The 16,196-nt window shown below is 51.1% G+C and carries 15 protein-coding genes and 1 other RNA gene; 11 read left to right on the top strand and 5 right to left on the bottom strand.

Annotated elements, in window-relative coordinates:
* The first annotated feature begins 82 nt into the window (after positions 1-82).
* The 3 genes from zapA (at position 83) to H0247_RS14130 (ending at position 1,351) form a co-directional block, all read left to right on the top strand.
* Positions 83-412, top strand: a complete 330-nt coding sequence (gene zapA, locus H0247_RS14140; RefSeq protein WP_180743111.1) for a cell division protein ZapA — start codon at positions 83-85, stop codon at positions 410-412.
* A 74-nt stretch (positions 413-486) separates the two neighbouring features.
* Positions 487-670: non-coding RNA, 6S RNA (gene ssrS, locus H0247_RS14135), on the top strand.
* 39 nt (positions 671-709) lie between these two features.
* Positions 710-1,351 carry a 5-formyltetrahydrofolate cyclo-ligase gene (locus H0247_RS14130; protein ID WP_180743110.1) on the top strand — a complete coding sequence of 214 codons (642 nt, stop codon included), beginning with the start codon at positions 710-712 and terminating at the stop codon, positions 1,349-1,351.
* Here the strand turns inward: H0247_RS14130 and nadR are convergent.
* The 3 genes from nadR to serB all read right to left on the bottom strand — a co-directional run bounded on the left by nadR (position 1,348) and on the right by serB (position 5,109).
* Positions 1,348-2,601, bottom strand: coding sequence for a multifunctional transcriptional regulator/nicotinamide-nucleotide adenylyltransferase/ribosylnicotinamide kinase NadR (nadR, locus tag H0247_RS14125; RefSeq protein WP_180743109.1), 1,254 nt, complete (start codon positions 2,599-2,601; stop codon positions 1,348-1,350). The two genes, H0247_RS14130 and nadR, sit on opposite strands and share 4 nt — an antisense overlap.
* A 130-nt stretch (positions 2,602-2,731) precedes the next feature.
* Positions 2,732-4,114 (bottom strand): DNA repair protein RadA, encoded by a 1,383-nt coding sequence (radA, locus tag H0247_RS14120; protein WP_180743108.1) that lies wholly within the window; start codon positions 4,112-4,114, stop codon positions 2,732-2,734.
* A gap of 17 nt (positions 4,115-4,131) precedes the next feature.
* On the bottom strand, positions 4,132-5,109 hold the full coding sequence (serB, locus tag H0247_RS14115; protein ID WP_180743107.1) for a phosphoserine phosphatase: 978 nt from the start codon (positions 5,107-5,109) through the stop codon (positions 4,132-4,134).
* 156 nt (positions 5,110-5,265) lie between these two features.
* Here serB and H0247_RS14110 point away from each other — a divergent pair, with 156 nt between their 5' ends.
* Positions 5,266-5,964, top strand: coding sequence for a YtjB family periplasmic protein (locus tag H0247_RS14110; protein WP_180743106.1), 699 nt, complete (start codon positions 5,266-5,268; stop codon positions 5,962-5,964).
* Positions 5,965-6,013: 49 nt separating this feature from the next.
* Here the strand turns inward: H0247_RS14110 and H0247_RS14105 are convergent, their stop codons facing one another.
* Positions 6,014-6,949 (bottom strand): hypothetical protein, encoded by a 936-nt coding sequence (locus tag H0247_RS14105; RefSeq protein ID WP_180743105.1) that lies wholly within the window; start codon positions 6,947-6,949, stop codon positions 6,014-6,016.
* A gap of 300 nt (positions 6,950-7,249) precedes the next feature.
* Here H0247_RS14105 and prfC point away from each other — a divergent pair, with 300 nt between their 5' ends.
* The 7 genes from prfC to H0247_RS14070 all read left to right on the top strand — a co-directional run bounded on the left by prfC (position 7,250) and on the right by H0247_RS14070 (position 14,095).
* Complete coding sequence (gene prfC, locus H0247_RS14100) at positions 7,250-8,839, top strand: peptide chain release factor 3 (RefSeq protein ID WP_180743104.1); 1,590 nt, start codon at positions 7,250-7,252, stop codon at positions 8,837-8,839.
* Between the two features lie 568 nt (positions 8,840-9,407).
* On the top strand, positions 9,408-10,016 hold the full coding sequence (gene osmY / locus H0247_RS14095; RefSeq protein ID WP_180743103.1) for a molecular chaperone OsmY: 609 nt from the start codon (positions 9,408-9,410) through the stop codon (positions 10,014-10,016).
* A 151-nt stretch (positions 10,017-10,167) separates the two neighbouring features.
* The gene (locus H0247_RS14090) at positions 10,168-10,329 is read left to right on the top strand and encodes a DUF1328 domain-containing protein (RefSeq protein WP_012773166.1); all 162 of its coding nucleotides are present in this window, start codon (positions 10,168-10,170) and stop codon (positions 10,327-10,329) included.
* A 206-nt stretch (positions 10,330-10,535) separates the two neighbouring features.
* Entirely contained in the window at positions 10,536-10,724 is a 189-nt protein-coding gene (locus H0247_RS14085) for a stress-response protein (protein ID WP_180743208.1), read from the top strand.
* 114 nt (positions 10,725-10,838) lie between these two features.
* Positions 10,839-11,636 carry a TatD family hydrolase gene (locus H0247_RS14080; protein ID WP_180743102.1) on the top strand — a complete coding sequence of 266 codons (798 nt, stop codon included), beginning with the start codon at positions 10,839-10,841 and terminating at the stop codon, positions 11,634-11,636.
* Between the two features lie 315 nt (positions 11,637-11,951).
* Positions 11,952-13,229, top strand: coding sequence for a NupC/NupG family nucleoside CNT transporter (locus H0247_RS14075; RefSeq protein ID WP_180743101.1), 1,278 nt, complete (start codon positions 11,952-11,954; stop codon positions 13,227-13,229).
* A gap of 149 nt (positions 13,230-13,378) precedes the next feature.
* The gene (locus H0247_RS14070; RefSeq protein WP_180743100.1) at positions 13,379-14,095 is read left to right on the top strand and encodes a 4'-phosphopantetheinyl transferase; all 717 of its coding nucleotides are present in this window, start codon (positions 13,379-13,381) and stop codon (positions 14,093-14,095) included.
* A gap of 50 nt (positions 14,096-14,145) precedes the next feature.
* On the opposite strand, the gene H0247_RS14065 is transcribed toward H0247_RS14070, so the two are convergent.
* Positions 14,146-16,119, bottom strand: coding sequence for a TonB-dependent receptor domain-containing protein (locus H0247_RS14065; protein WP_219606754.1), 1,974 nt, complete (start codon positions 16,117-16,119; stop codon positions 14,146-14,148).
* Positions 16,120-16,196: the final 77 nt, after the last annotated feature.

Here is a 16,196-nt window from a genome sequence, read left to right as displayed (position 1 = left end):
GCTTTAACGAACCCGATGTAACGGGTAATGCTCATGCTATGTGGCACGCGGGCGCAAGAACGACAAAAGGCAGGAAGGTGGTATGTCTGCACAACCAGTAGATATTCAAATTTTTGGCCGTTCGTTAAGAGTGAATTGTCCGCCAGAACAACAGGATGCGTTGAATCAGGCTGCGGAAGATCTTAACCAGCGGTTGCAAGATCTTAAAGTTCGCACTAGAGTCACAAACACCGAGCAACTGGTGTTTATTGCCGCGCTGAATGTGTGCCATGAACTGGCGCAGGAACGAGGAAAAACTCGTGATTATGCGGCAAATATGGAACAGCGTATTCGTATGTTACAGCAAACCATTGAACAGGCATTGCTGGAACAAGGGCGGATCACAGAACGCCAAGGTGCACAATTTGAATAACGTCGTATTTTGACAAAAGTACGGTGTTTTTACGTGATAAGACGTGCTAAGGTTTATCACGAGTAACGAATAAAATTTCTCTGAGATGTTTGTCAGCGGGCCAGTCCCCTGAGCCGATATTTCATACCAACAGAATGTAATGCTCTGCAGTTGGTGAGCACGCTCGGTTCGTCCGAGAAGCCTTAAGACTGCGACGTTATGTTCACCTTGAACCAAGGGTTCAAGGGTTACAGCCTGCGGCGGCATCTCGGAGATTCCCTTTCTTTTATCATTCTTGACCCGTGGCGAATGCAGCCCATGTCATCTTCTGATTCATCGACATCTCCCGATACATCACTCTCTTCTACGACAGCGTCACGTCAGCAGATTCGTCAGACTGTGCGGCAAAGTCGGCGTTTACTGACGCCAGATCAGCAGGCGTTATTTGCACAACAGGCGTGTGAACGCGTGATCGCGCACCCGAGAATCATCGGGGCGGAGAGCGTGGCGGTATTTTTGTCATTTGATGGCGAGCTGGATACCTCTCCGTTGATTCAACAACTGTGGCAGCAGGGGAAACGTGTTTGTTTGCCGGTTCTGCATCCGTTTCGTGCTGGGCATTTGCTGTTCTTGCGCTATGCGCCGGACACCGAGCTGGTACGCAATCGTCTGAAGATTATGGAACCGCGTCTGGATGTACGTCAGGTGTTGCCATTACCGCAGTTAGACGTCCTACTGACGCCGCTGGTGGCGTTTGATCGGCATGGGCAGCGGCTTGGCATGGGCGGTGGTTTTTACGACCGGACGTTGCAGTACCGTAACCAGATGTCTCATGGGCCTTACCCGATTGGCCTGGCCCATGATTGTCAGCAGGTTGACGCACTGCCAGTGGAAAGCTGGGATATCCCGCTGCCGGAAATTATTACCCCCTCCCGCCATTGGCAGTGGAGCACACGCTAGCTTTTGAACGATTCGGGCGAACGATCGTGACCCAACATCTGCTGTACCAATTCCACGCAGTGCAGGAAGCGCGAATCGTAGTCCGACTCTTTGATGTAAACGTACGGGATATTATTGTCAGCCAGCATCGTTTTCAGCAGGTTCTGGAATTCCGAACGGGCGGTGGTGCTGCCTAAACTGCGCAGTCCATCGGCCACCCACGGCGTATTGTTTTCCAACAAAATCACCAGATCGAAATGGTATTCGTCGATCAGCGCCTGAACGAACGGATGTTCACGTCCCTCGTATTTCTTGCAGAATGCCTGCGTGGTGACGAAATCGGTGTCGATAAAGGCCACTTTATTGGCGTATTTGACGGCAAAATCAATGTACTGTGCCTGGCCCAACGCGATCTTGTCGTAGTCGGAGTATTGCAGCGCCATTTCGTCGCCCCCCAGATGAGAGAACACGTAATCGCGGCCATATTCCCAGGCGCTGGTGGTGTTGAAGATATTGGCGAGTTTATTGACTAGCGTGGATTTTCCGCTGGATTCACCGCCAAGAATGGCAACCGTGCGCACAAAGAACGGTTTCACCTCGGTCGGTATATAGTCCCAATAGCGGAAGGGATCGTGACGAATCTGCGAACCGCTGATGTTCATAAAGGAGCGCTGCGGGTCGATCAGGACGGTATCAATTCCCAGATGCTCGCGGTATTGCGCGGCATCCTGTTCTTCGCTGGTGTAGACGAAGTGGGGCATGATGCTTTTTTCCTGCATGAACGCTTGAATGCCTTTACTCCACACATCCCAACCGTGCGGATACGGTTCCATCCCTTGCTCATTGAAGGCATGAATATGAATGTTTTTCTGATACTTAAAGGTCTGCAATAGCCAACGTAGACGGTCACTGACGGTAGGCTGTTGCGACATCGAGCTGTTCTCAAACAGCAGGCGGTCACGCGGTTCGTCGTAACCTAAGATCACATGCAGTTCATCGACCTGACTGCAGGCGCGCTGAATCAGATAAATATGGCCAGTGTGTAGCGGATAGAACTTGCCGAAGACGACGCCAATACTCTTTTCGTAACGTGGGAATTCCAGTTCAAGAAAACGATGCAGCGCTTCCAGCTTCTGCGCGCTAGGGCTTTTAATCTTGGCATTAAGTAATTGACTGAGATAGCCTTTGGTCATATCGGTCGCGTCGGCAACCTGCTGTAGGGTGCAACCCTTCTGCCGGATGGCGGATTTCAGGTAATCAAATGATGACATGGTGCGGCACTCTTGTTTAGCTTACTAAACAAAGTATCACAAAACACGGCAACCTCCGCTACTCTTTCACTCCGCAGTTTAGCTCAGGGCGAACAGGGTAAAGGGTAGCAGAGGGCTGTCTGAGGTTCGTTTAGAGATCGTCGAGGATTGCCAGCGCGTCGGCCAGCTTTTTCACGCCGAACACCTGCATACTGGCAGGGGCTTTCTTCGGCATATTGGCATGAGGGACGATGGCGCGTTTGAAGCCGTGCTTGGCGGCTTCGGTAATCCGCTCTTGTCCACTGGGAACCGGGCGAATTTCGCCCGCCAGGCCGACTTCACCGAAGATGACGAGATCCTGTGGCAGCGTGCGATCGCGGAAGCTGGAGACGAGCGATAACAGGAGTGCCAGGTCGGCACTGGTTTCGGTGACTTTGACGCCGCCGACGACATTCACAAACACATCCTGATCCGACATCTGCAAGCCGCCGTGGCGATGCAACACTGCCAACAGAATGGCTAAGCGGTTTTGTTCCAGCCCGACCGCCACGCGGCGCGGGTTGGACATCATCGATTGATCCACTAGCGCCTGAATTTCGACCAGCAGCGGGCGCGTGCCTTCCCACACCACCATCACGGAACTACCGGACGTTACTTCGTCCCCGCGACTAAGGAAAATCGCCGATGGATTGCTGACCTCGCGTAGTCCTTGTTCCGTCATCGCGAATACGCCCAGCTCGTTAACGGCACCGAAACGGTTTTTATGGCTGCGCAGGGTGCGGAAGCGGGAATCGGCATCGCCATCCAGCAGCACGGAACAGTCGATGCAGTGTTCTAATACTTTCGGCCCAGCGAGCGAGCCATCTTTGGTGACGTGGCCGACCATCACGATGGCGACGCCGCGTGTTTTGGCGAAGCGTGTCAGATACGCGGCGGTTTCACGTACCTGCGCCACGCTGCCGGGAGACGATTGAATATCGGCGAGGTGCATGACCTGAATGGAGTCGATCACCATCAGCTTCGGTTGTTCCTGCTCAGCGATCAGACAAATTTGTTCGATGCTGGTTTCCGACAGCATGTTGAGATTCTGGGGCGGCAGATTAAGGCGGTGTGCCCGCATCGCCACCTGCTGTAATGATTCTTCCCCAGTGACGTACAGGGTTTTCATGTTCTCTGACAGCTTGCAGAGCGTTTGCAGCAGTAAGGTACTTTTACCCGCGCCGGGGTTACCGCCGATAAGAATCGCGCTGCCGGGGACGACGCCGCCGCCCAGTACGCGATCAAACTCCTGAAAACCGGTAGAAAAACGAGGCAGGGCTTCAAGGCTGATTTCCGAAAGTTTTTGTACCCGGCTGACGCCAGCACTCTCGCCCGCATAGCCGCTGAGACGGTCAGAACGTGATACGGACGCAGAGGCCAGACGCACTTCGGTAATGGTGTTCCAGGCATGGCAGGCGCTGCACTGTCCTTGCCAGCGCGGGTAGTCAGCCCCGCACTCATTACATACAAACGCCCGTTTGACGGCTTTTGCCACGTCTCACCTCCTACTGATTAACGCTTTTCGTGTCTCATACTGCCGCTGAGAATGCACAGCACACCGGTTAGATCGGCATGACGGATGGTCACCGCAGATTGTTCATTGACCTTCGGTTTGGCGTGATAGGCAATGCCTAAGCTGGCTGTTTTGATCATCGGCAGGTCGTTCGCGCCGTCACCGATGGCAACGGTCTGATGCATTGGGATTTCCAGCTTTTCCGCCAACTGTTGCAGCGTGGTCGCTTTATATTTTGCATCGACAATCTGGCCTATCACTTCGCCAGTCAGCTTGCCGTCTTGCATGCCTAATTCGTTGGCAACGGCGGCCACTAGACCTAGTTCATCACGCAAATAATCGGCAAAGTAGGTAAATCCGCCCGATGCAATGGCAACGTGCCAGCCTGCTTCCTGAAGCTGGCTAACCATATTACGCAAGCCCGGCATCAGTGGCAGCGTCTTAAGTACCGTTTTTAAAATAGTGGCGTCGGCACCTTTTAATGTCCCCACGCGCTGACGCAGGCTGGCCGCAAAATCCAGCTCGCCACGCATCGCGCGTTCGGTGACTTCAGCGACCAGTTCACCTGTGCCCGCCAGTTTGGCGATTTCATCAATACATTCGATCTGAATCGCGGTGGAATCCATGTCCATGACCAGTAAACCCGGCGCGCGTAATGTCGGTGCGTTACGCATAGGCGCAACATCAATCCCCAGTTCGTGTGCCAGTTTGGTCGCACGCGGCGTCAATGTGCCGGCTAAACGCACAACCTGATAATCGCCCACGCTCCAAGCGCTTACGATCACCATTGCGCTGCCCAGCTTACGCTGGTAGCGGGAAATCAGGTTTTTATCGAGAACGTCGCTATAAATAAGCCAGCCAGTGTCGCCAGCGCGGTAGTCAAGCGGCATCACTTCATCACCGCTCAGTGATAATGGCAGTCCCGGCCAACAGTTGATCTCATCAGGAAGATCACGATAGGTCAGACTATTCGACATGGAGAACATCCTCTGCTGGCAGTAGTGCGATAAAGTTGTGCGATAAAGAGGGATGTGGCGTCGACCAAACATATCCCTCCAAAAACTGGGCAACAAGCTATCCTATCGTCGGCGCTTCTGGCAACATGAAAGTATCCAAATCGTGTAAGGATTATCATGGTTCGCGCCCGGGTGAAATTTCGTCTACACCGCACGGCAATAGTGCTGATTTGCCTCGCCCTGCTGGTGGTATTAATGCAAGGGGCGTCCTATTTCAGTTTGAGTCACCAGATGGCGCGATCTGAACAGGTTGAAGATCTGGCACGTACGCTCTCCAGACAGGTGGCTTACAGCCTTTCTCCGTTGATGGGGAGCGTGGATGATAATAGCCAAAAGATTAATACCATTCTCAAACAACTTACCGATCATAGCCGTATTCTGGATGCCGGTGTGTATCAGCAGGACGGCTCGCTGGTGGCGCATGTTGGTGAACAGGTGCAACTGCGAGATAGGCTGGCGTTGGACGGCAATCGGGTCGGTAGCTACTTTAACCATCAGTTGGTGCAGCCGATTGAAGGGAAAGAAGGGCCAATCGGCTTCCTGCGTATCACCTTAGATACCCATGTGCTGGCGACCGAAGCCAGACAGGTGGACAATACCACCAATATTCTGCGTCTGATGATTTTGTTGTCATTGGCTATCGGCATCATTCTGACCCGCACGCTGTTGCAGAATCGTCGAACTCGTTGGCAACAGTCGCCTTATCTTCTCACGGCGAGTACACCCGTGAAAGAAGAAGACGATGAAGCAGAGAGCGATACGCGGCCGAACGATGGGACGGTAGTGAAAAAGGACGAGAAAGAGAAAGGCCTCTGACACGCAATGACTCCCCGTACAAACCGAGCGTTTATACGGGGAGTGTGTGCTATTTTAACTGCTGCTGAAACTGGAACCAGTGAGACTGAAATTTGCTGATGACGGAGAGATGATCGTTTTGGGTATAGCTGTCAGACGCCGTTGCAGAGATATAGTTACGAAAGCTGTCAAACAGCGAATTAGCCGACGTTGAGGCTGCAAGAGAAAAGATTTGCTGACGTTGGACCTGCGTAGCCGATGTGCCTTCCGCATTTTTCTGTAGTTCTAGGAACGTCGTGTTTGTTTTCTCGGTGTCTCCTGCGTCGACGCTGCGCTGATACTCATCTTGCAGAATGTTTTTTTCCAAGTTACTCAGCGCATCAGACTGGTATTTGATGAAATCCTGAATATCTTTATCGGCTTTCTGGTGGGCGCTGCTATCCACATAACGGTTTTTCAGTTCTTCCAACTTTGCGGCTTTTAGCGTGATTTCGATGCTATCAGTGGTATAGCTCCACGTTGTTACATCAGATGGTTTCGACAGTGCTTGATGAACCAGACCGACAAAATCCTCTTTACTGATGCCGCTGTCTGCTTTGAGGTTATTTGACCAGAGCTCAAGTGCCATTTCGTTGGTGCCGATGGGGTCAACCGATAACTTGATGTCTGGGTTAGTATTGGTCGTGTTGCTTTGCTGAATGAGATTCCGTGTTTTAAGAATATCCTCTAGCGCTTTACTTTTCTCCTCCTCAGTCAAGGAGGAAGAGGGGGGGTTACCTGCATTTTCTTTCAATCGTGCCAGCGCTTCCGCAGAAATTTTTATACTGTTGGGGAAGGTGACGGTTTTTCCGGTAATCGGATCGATGACTTTTATGCTGTCACGGTGGGTTGTAATGGACTTTGCCGTTGTCGATTTTTCTGTCGTTGACTGTGCTGTAGCTGATGGTGTCGCGGTGCTTTGGGCCTGAGAATTGCTATAACCCGTATTATTTACAGACAAGCTCATACTCTCTCCTTAAGTGCGATCAAGTGATTAAATATTGACCCAAACATTATCGGCAAATGTAACTCAATTCTTTACAAAAGTTACTCTGTGTGATTGTTACGGTTCGGTACTGAATGGTGGGGAGGGAATACGGGCAATCGTGCCCTGCCTGCGGTTTATGCCATCACCGATTGTGTCTGCACGTTAAATCAGGGAAAATGCTCGGCTACCGTTTATTTCTGCTTTGCCTGACGATCTGCCATCGGTGTGTTGTTGACTTGATGCTGACGCCGGGTGGCTAACAAAAGAAACCTGAAAATCATGTCTCCAAGTGAATACGCCCGCGAAGTCTCTAAAAGAAGAACGTTCGCTATCATTTCTCACCCCGATGCCGGTAAAACCACGATTACCGAAAAGGTTCTGCTGTTCGGACAGGCGATCCAGACTGCTGGTACGGTAAAAGGGCGTGGTTCGAACCAGCATGCGAAATCCGACTGGATGGAGATGGAAAAGCAGCGTGGGATCTCCATCACCACGTCCGTGATGCAGTTTCCTTACCGTGATTGCTTGGTGAATCTGCTGGATACCCCAGGGCACGAAGACTTCTCCGAAGATACCTATCGTACGCTGACGGCGGTGGACTGCTGCCTGATGGTGATCGACGCCGCGAAAGGGGTCGAAGATCGTACGCGTAAGCTGATGGAAGTCACGCGTCTGCGCGATACCCCGATTCTGACGTTCATGAACAAACTTGACCGTGACATCCGCGATCCGATGGAAGTGCTGGATGAAGTCGAGAGCGAGCTTAAAATTGCCTGTGCGCCGATTACCTGGCCGATTGGCTGCGGCAAACTGTTCAAAGGCGTGTACCACCTTTATAAAGATGAAACCTATCTGTACCAGACGGGTAAAGGCCATACGATTCAGGAAGTACGCATCGTTAAAGGGCTGGATAACCCAGAACTGGATACCGCGGTTGGTGAAGAACTGGCCGCACAGCTGCGTGAAGAGCTGGAACTGGTGAAAGGGGCATCGAATGAATTTGAGCTGGACGCGTTTCTGGCCGGTGAACTGACGCCAGTGTTCTTTGGTACAGCGTTGGGTAACTTTGGCGTTGACCACATGCTGGACGGCCTGGTTGCCTGGGCACCTGCGCCGATGCCGCGTAAAACGGATACCCGTGAAGTGACGGCGGCGGAAGAGAAATTCACCGGCTTTGTGTTTAAGATTCAGGCCAACATGGACCCGAAACACCGTGACCGCGTGGCGTTTATGCGCGTGGTGTCTGGGAAATATGAAAAAAGCATGAAGCTGCGTCAGGTGCGTACGGGTAAAGACGTAGTGATTTCAGACGCGCTGACCTTTATGGCGGGTGACCGTTCCCACATTGAAGAAGCTTATCCCGGCGATATCATCGGGTTACACAACCACGGCACTATTCAGATTGGCGATACGTTTACGCAGGGTGAAGACATGAAATTCACCGGCATTCCTAACTTTGCGCCTGAACTGTTCCGTCGTATCCGCTTGCGCGATCCGCTCAAGCAGAAGCAACTGCTGAAAGGGTTGGTACAGCTGTCTGAAGAAGGCGCGGTGCAGGTCTTCCGTCCATTGACCAATAACGACCTTATCGTGGGTGCGGTCGGTGTGCTGCAGTTCGATGTGGTCGTTGCCCGTCTGAAAACGGAATATAACGTTGAGGCGATTTACGAGTCGGTCAACGTTTCTACGGCGCGTTGGGTTGAGTGCAGCGACGTGAAGAAATTCGAAGAGTTTAAGCGTAAGAACGAACTGCATCTGGCGCTGGATGGTGGGGATAATCTGGCCTATGTGGCACCGACGATGGTGAACCTGAACCTGACGCGGGAACGCTACCCAGAAGTGACGTTCCATCAAACACGCGAGCATTAATTTTTATCGCAACATTAATTTTTATCACGACATGCAGGTTTATAACGGGATCGGTTCACAACGAGATGGATTGATATGCCGCGATTTCACGGCAATCATCGTGGCTGTGTCGTCTAAATAGTAACCACATTGTTAACATGATCATTACCCGGCTATGTTTGGTTTTAGACCAAAAATAGCTGGGTTTTTTATTTTTAAAAACATTAAAAAACAATGTATTACATGTCTATTATGCAAGTTTCACCTTTTCATTCTGGTACCACAGACAAATCTGAATTGCTGTACATTTTCCCTCGTTCCTCTGTGATTTTTCATTCTGTGGGCTATAGTTAACAGCGTGTTAACTTACTTGGCGTATTCAACTGTAAACGTAATTTGAGTTGGTTTATTGTTTTGATTTGTTTCGTCTTTGCAATTCAATACTCTGATTTTTTTATGCAAGAAGAGTGCATCATCGGAGCGTTGGTCGTGCCATTATCACCTTGATTTGTTGATGGCTGTGCAGGCGTTAATGTGGCCCCAAATAGCGTATTTCGGGTTTATAGAGAGCATAAGAAGGAAGACATCGATGAAAAAGACCACACTGAAACAATCGCTGATCGTAGTTGCTCTGGGTTCTATTCTGGCTGGTGGTGCGATGGCCGAAGAAACGTTAGGGCAGAAAGTAGAACGTATCGCGGATACAACGGGTGCAAAAATCGATAGTTCCGCTAACAAAGCCTCTGACTATATGAGCGACAGCGCGATCACGGCAAAAGTGAAGAGTGCGTTGCTGGAAGACAAATCGATTACCAGCAGCGATATTTCCGTCGAAACGTCCAAAGGTGTCGTTACGTTGAGCGGGTTTGTAAGCAGTCAGGCACTCAGCACCCGCGCGGTGGAAATTGCCACGCAGGTTGAGGGCGTCGAGTCCGTCAGCGACAAATTGCAGGTGAAAGATAACCCATCACAGTCGGTTGGCGCGTATGCCGATGATGCCGTGGTGACCAGCACGATTAAAGCCAAACTGCTGGCAGATGACATTGTTCCGTCCCGTAAAGTGAAAGTCGAAACGCAGGCTGGCGTCGTGCAGCTGAGCGGCGAGGTGGACAGCAAAGCGCAGTCCGATCGGGCTGAAAGTATTGCGAAGGCCGTTGACGGCGTGAAAAGCGTCAAGAATGACCTGACGGTTAAATAATCATCGCCATTTCACTCGGGGTTATCCGATATAGCGGATAACCCTACCTAATCCGCACAATAAAACACCACTTGTGGATACGCAGTCAGGACGCAAGAATCGCGTCAGGATGACCACCATGATTTTTCATTTTGTCTGGTAAGGAGAGCGTATGTTTCGTTGGGGCATTATATTTCTAGTTATCGCACTGATCGCGGCAGCACTGGGGTTCGGCGGACTGGCCGGTACAGCAGCTGGTGCGGCGAAAATCGTCTTTGTGGTCGGTATTATTCTGTTTCTGCTTAGCTTGTTCACAGGGCGAAAACGACCGTAGCACAGCATCTTCTTTCATTCTTTCTCCATAGAAAGAAATGTCATACAGAGCACACAGCCGCGCCATGCGGCTGTCACACTTTACTGACACAATATTTTCATCAACACAGTATTTTCATCAACACAATATTTTCTATTAACACCGTATCGTCCACAGATACGCCACGCGTGTTTGCGGTATTTCGACGGTTTATCAGGAGGGTTATGGTGAATAACGATATCGTTGTTGGCAAATGGAAACAGTGGAAAGGGAATTTTCTGGCGCTGTGGGCCGATTGGTTTGACAGCGACTGCGCTTGGCTGGAAGGGAGTAATGATTACTTGTCTGGCGTTTTGCAAGAGGGTTACGGAAAAGCGCACGACGAGGTATCCTCAGAGAAAACTACGTTACACTGAGGCGTTACTGCGACGACACGTTCTGTTCTGCCATGAGGCTTTGGCAAGATATCATTGGGTCGTCGATTAGGTCGCCTCATTCTGGCGGACTTAATCTTGACGGAGAGAAGCGACGTGCCTTCTGAACGATACCGTTTTATCGACACCCACTGTCATTTCGATTTCCCCCTCTTTTACGATGCCGCACCGGAAAGTTTGCGTCTGGCGCAAGGCGCCGGGGTTGAACGCATCATTATTCCTGCTGTGGCTTCTCAGCATTTTGAGCGCGTGTTGACGCTTGCTCGCACTTATTCACCGCTTTACGCTGCGCTTGGTCTGCACCCACTTTATATCGCCGAACATCAGGAGAGCGACTTGCTTCGTCTGGAAGACGAACTGCGCCAGTTGTCCTCCAGGCTGGTGGCGGTGGGTGAGATTGGATTGGATCTCTATATGCCGGAACCGCAGTTCGAGCGGCAGCTTACCTTCCTTGAGGCTCAGCTTCGGCTGGCGAAAAAATACGATCTCCCGACCATCCTGCATTCGCGGCGCAGCCACGATAGGCTGACACAATTGCTCCGCAGGATTGACGTGCCACGTACTGGCGTCGTTCATGGGTTTGCAGGTAGCTTGGCGCAGGCGCAGGCCTTTATCCGACTGGGTTATTACATCGGTGTCGGGGGAACCATTACCTACGACAGGGCAAATAAAACGCGCCAGGCGGTTGCGCAACTGCCGTTAGATCGGTTGATGCTGGAAACGGATGCACCCGATATGCCGATGAGTGGCTATCAGGGGCAGCCCAACCGACCCGAGCGCATTTCGTGCGCGTTTCAAACGCTGTGTGAGCTACGTGCAGAACCACCTGAGGAGATTGCTGAGGCGCTCTGGCAGAATTCGCATCGGTTGTTTGGACGGCTCATGTCGACTTAACACGGCTACCGCGACGATACTCGCTATTCCGTAACGATGCCCTCCTTATGCGGAGGACGGTTTGCTTCCGTTTTTCTCTTATTTCTGTGTAACAATTGGCAAAACAGTCATTCTGATTTCATATATTAACCATTAAATTGTGACGAAGATCACTTTTCAGTGTTTTGGACTGTTCGATGCTGTGTGTATTTGTGACATAAATTAGCGACCTTTTCGGGCCACTCTTTATAATCGGCTCGCCAGGGCCTACTTATCGTTCTGGCGACACGATTTTTATTCTGTTTTCACTTTTTCACGCGTTATAGGGAACTGCACATGCAACTCGTTATGAGTCTCATCGGCATGCTTGTTCTGATTTTGTTCGCGGTTATGTTGTCCAGTAATCGTAAAGCGATCAGATTGCGCACCGTAGTTGGTGCTTTCGTTATTCAGATTGGTATCGGTGCGTTGGTGTTGTATGTGCCAGTAGGACGCAAAATTCTGGAAGGATTAACGGGCGGTGTAGCAAACGTTATCGCCTACGGAAACCAAGGGGTTTCATTTATTTTTGGCGGTCTGGTTTCCAACAAAATGTTTGAAGTCTTTGGCGGTGGCGGGTTTGTTTTCGCATTCCGTGTATTGCCGATCATCGTCTTTTTCTCTTCCCTTGTGGCGGTGCTGTACTACATGGGGGTGATGCAGTGGGTCATCCGTTTATTAGGTGGTGGGTTGCAGAAACTGTTGGGAACCTCCCGTACAGAGTCGCTCTCTGCCACTGCTAATATTTTTGTCGGCCAAACGGAAGCGCCACTGGTGGTTCGCCCGTATATTGCCAACATGACGCGCTCTGAACTGTTTGCGGTGATGTGCGGTGGATTGGCTTCCATTGCGGGATCGGTGATGGCGGGTTATGCCCAGATGGGCGTGCCGCTGGACTACCTGATTGCAGCCTCCTTTATGGCTGCGCCGGGTGGATTGCTGTTCGCCAAACTGATGGTGCCGGAAACGGAGAAAACGCACGACCATGACGAGATGGTTGGGTTTGTCGATGAAGACGATCGCCCAGCTAACGTCATCGATGCAGCGGCAAGCGGCGCGGCGTCCGGTATGCAGTTGGCGCTGAATGTGGGCGCGATGCTGCTGGCTTTTGTCGCGTTGATTGCTCTTCTTAACGGCATTCTGGGCGGCATCGGTGGCTGGTTTGATTATCCGCAACTGTCGCTGCAACTGATTCTGGGATGGGTGTTCTCGCCCGTTGCTTTTTTAATCGGCGTACCGTGGCATGAAGCAACGGTAGCGGGCTCGTTTATTGGGCAGAAGCTGATCGTCAACGAGTTCGTTGCTTACATGAATTTCAGCGAGTACCTGAAGGCAGATGATGTGGTTGCCGCTGCGGGCTTGCAAGTTCTGTCGGACCATACCAAAGCTGTGATTTCGTTCGCGCTGTGCGGCTTTGCTAACCTTTCGTCTATTGCTATCCTTATTGGAGGTTTGGGCAGTATGGCACCGAGTCGGCGCCAGGATATTGCCCGCTTGGGTTTGAAAGCGGTCGCGGCAGGTACGCTTTCTAACCTGATGAGCGCCTGCATCGCAGGGTTCTTCCTGACCCTGTAAATGTAACCAGGCATTCTTGCAGTAGCGAGATGATGGGCGGCGAAAGTCGCCCATTGTTCGTTTATATCCCTACCCTAATCAGGGATTAAGCGTGGCCTACGCGGTGTTTACCGAATGCGGGTGCGATATGCTTGCCTGAGTGGAGTGACATGCTTTCTGCTTTTATTGATGATGTTGAATGGATTACTTTTCCACGGGCAACGGACGGCGCCACCTACCCAGGTATTACTGCTCGCTGCCATTTCCATTTGTCTGCCTATGACGACGCGCTGTTTGCTGCGTCGAATATCCCTTTACCTGATGCGCTCACACGCGCCGTGCCGAAACGGCGTGCCGAGTTTCTGGCTGGGCGTTATCTTGCCAGACAGGTATTGAATAAACTGGGTCACCCTGAGTTTGTGCTGTGCAGTGGGGAAGATCGTTCACCGCAGTGGCCGGAAAATATTGCTGGGGCGCTGAGCCATAATAAAGACAGCGTACTCTGTGCCGCCCATTTACGTAGCGATACGCTATCGTGCGTGGGGGTGGATATCGAAGGATTCATGTCCGATGAACGTGCGCAATCGCTGTGGCCCGGCATCATCGGTGATAAGGAATACCAGTGGTTTCAGGAACGTGATGAATCGTTCTGCTGTTTGCTGACGGTAAGCTTCTCGGCGAAAGAAAGCCTGTTTAAAGCGCTTTACCCGCAGGTGCGGCACTACTTTGATTTTCTGGATGCCAGGCTGGTGGCGCTGGATATCACCAAACGCGAGTTTGAACTGGAACTGCTGACCGATCTGACGCCGACGTTTTATGCCGGACGCCGCTTTAAAGGCGCGTATCTGCTGAGAGAGTACGACGTCACCACGTTTATCTGCTGCTAAAAAAGCCCGCGAATTGCGGGCTCAGTATTATTGACTAGCACGTATCGGCATCAGAACTTATAGCTCACGCCGCCGTATATCGTACGTCCAGACAGGAAGTAGTCGTTGTCAGTGGCAACATAGTCCCGTTTTTCGTTGGTCAGGTTAGTGACGCCCAGTTTTAGATCTACGTTTTTAACCGGTGTATAAGTGGCACCGATATCCACGGTATTGAAGCCTCGGGTTCTAAGTACTTCTTTATCACGCAGATATTGGTTGCTCGTGTACTGATAGGACACGTAGGTTGAGAGGTTATCCAATGCCTGCCAGTTCAACTGCGTGTTAACCGTATTTTTCGGGGTTTGCTTCAGGCGCTTTCTGGTGGTGCGGTCTTCAGCATCAACCACAGTCCAGTTGGTGGTCCAGTTCAGATCCTCTGTCAGATCAACCCAGAATGAGGTTTCAATCCCCTGTATACGTGCTTTACTCACGTTGTAATAAGTAAGATTGACTGGAGGCGTAGACCTGACACCATTCCAAGCCTCAGCTTGGATCATATCCTTGATATCATTATTAAATAAGGTAACGCCTCCGCCGAAGCGTTCTGCCTCATAGGCAGTACCGATTTCATAACTGATAGAGGTTTCTGCTTTGAGGTCTGGATTGCCTATGCGTCGGCAGAATATGCGGCAGTCCGCTTTGGAATAGCCTTTGGTGAACTGAGCCAGCGTTGGGGCTTTAAATGCCTTATTCACGCCGCCTTTGATCACCCAATTGTCGGTTAAACTATACGTGGCGTAGGCGCGTGGGCTGAACTCGGTGCCGTAGACTTCATGGTGGTCGACACGGCCACCAAATGTGAGGGCTAAATCCGCGAGTTTGAACTCATCTTGTAGGAAAAGAGCACTCTGATTGACGTCTACTTTACCGCCTTTCATGTTCAGGCTGTGTTCCAGTGATGTGATGCGGTATTCGCCGCCGCCGGTCAGCAGGTGATCGCCCAGATAGCCAGAAATTTGCCCATCAACCGTCTGATTATTCTGGGTAATATCGGCTATACCCTCATTAAGTTGAGAGTTGTCCATTAAGTCGATATTTTCGTAGTAGTAGCGTAACCGCGTATCGAAATGATCCCAGCTACCGTTATGCGTGAGTCCCAGACCGAGGCGATCAATTTTTTGTGTGTTATGAACAGTGGCACCAGAGTTATTCCAGTCGACGAAACGGTCATCTTTGGTATAAGTCGCATCAAAATCCAGGCTCTGCTGAGAATCGATCAACCACGTCAGGTTACCTAGCACGCTGTAGTTATCACGTTTTTCCAGAGCATCTGAGTTGCGATTCTTGGATTGCTCGGTACGCCAGGCGTCACGTTTTCCACCATCCACAATCAAGCTGCCCAGCAGTGTATTTTCCACCAATGGCCCGCTGACGTAGCCATTCAGACGATTATTATCGCCGCCGGAGCCTTCGGTTGGTGCCTGAAAGTTATAGCCGATCTCACCAGCAACGTTCTCCCCTGGCTGGCGCAGAATCACGTTTACCACACCGCCCAGCGCGTCGGCACCGTACAAGGAAGACATTGGGCCGCGAATGACTTCGATACGTTCAATCGCTGACATAGGAATAGAGCTAAGATCGAAATCATTCCCCATATCGGTTGCAAGCGACTCTTGGGAGTTAATACGACGACCATTCACCAGCAGTAGCGTGTAGTCTGCCCGCATGCCACGTATCTTGATTTCGTTACGGCCATAGGTCGATGACGGGTTGATGTTTATGCCCGGCAACTTTTTCACCGCGTCGGAAACGTTGTTCACCGACATCTTTTCCAGCTCGGTGTGAGTGATGACAGAAACGCTGGCGGGGGCGCTTAGCGTGGTGTGTTTCGTCTGCGTTGCTGTCACGACGATTTTTTCATCTGCCGCGTTTTCTGCCTGCGCAAGTGCAGGTAATGTTAGTAACCCAGTCATCAGCAGGGCACGATACACCTTGCTGTGTGGGAAATGATGATATGAAAAACGACTTTCTGATTTTAGCTGCATGTCAAAGACCCCATCAAAGAGTAGAAAAAATATCCCTGTAAACGTGCTGTGTTGTGTATTGCCGACCCATTTGTATG

This window comes from Pectobacterium sp. CFBP8739, from assembly GCF_013449375.1.
Taxonomy (GTDB): domain Bacteria; phylum Pseudomonadota; class Gammaproteobacteria; order Enterobacterales; family Enterobacteriaceae; genus Pectobacterium.
Note: the sequence above shows the minus strand (reverse complement) of the source record. Positions and strands in the feature narration are given on the sequence as shown.

Excerpts from the sequence above, each read along its gene's own strand:
- zapA (WP_180743111.1), top strand. The coding sequence starts at position 83 with ATGTCTGCACAACCAGTAGATATTCAAATTTTTGGCCGTTCGTTAAGA.
- H0247_RS14130 (WP_180743110.1), top strand. The coding sequence starts at position 710 with ATGTCATCTTCTGATTCATCGACATCTCCCGATACATCACTCTCTTCT.
- nadR (WP_180743109.1), bottom strand. The coding sequence starts at position 2,601 with ATGTCATCATTTGATTACCTGAAATCCGCCATCCGGCAGAAGGGTTGC.
- serB (WP_180743107.1), bottom strand. The coding sequence starts at position 5,109 with ATGTCGAATAGTCTGACCTATCGTGATCTTCCTGATGAGATCAACTGT.
- H0247_RS14110 (WP_180743106.1), top strand. The coding sequence starts at position 5,266 with ATGGTTCGCGCCCGGGTGAAATTTCGTCTACACCGCACGGCAATAGTG.
- H0247_RS14105 (WP_180743105.1), bottom strand. The coding sequence starts at position 6,949 with ATGAGCTTGTCTGTAAATAATACGGGTTATAGCAATTCTCAGGCCCAA.
- prfC (WP_180743104.1), top strand. The coding sequence starts at position 7,250 with ATGTCTCCAAGTGAATACGCCCGCGAAGTCTCTAAAAGAAGAACGTTC.
- osmY (WP_180743103.1), top strand. The coding sequence starts at position 9,408 with ATGAAAAAGACCACACTGAAACAATCGCTGATCGTAGTTGCTCTGGGT.
- H0247_RS14090 (WP_012773166.1), top strand. The coding sequence starts at position 10,168 with ATGTTTCGTTGGGGCATTATATTTCTAGTTATCGCACTGATCGCGGCA.
- H0247_RS14075 (WP_180743101.1), top strand. The coding sequence starts at position 11,952 with ATGCAACTCGTTATGAGTCTCATCGGCATGCTTGTTCTGATTTTGTTC.
- H0247_RS14070 (WP_180743100.1), top strand. The coding sequence starts at position 13,379 with ATGCTTTCTGCTTTTATTGATGATGTTGAATGGATTACTTTTCCACGG.
- H0247_RS14065 (WP_219606754.1), bottom strand. The coding sequence starts at position 16,119 with ATGCAGCTAAAATCAGAAAGTCGTTTTTCATATCATCATTTCCCACAC.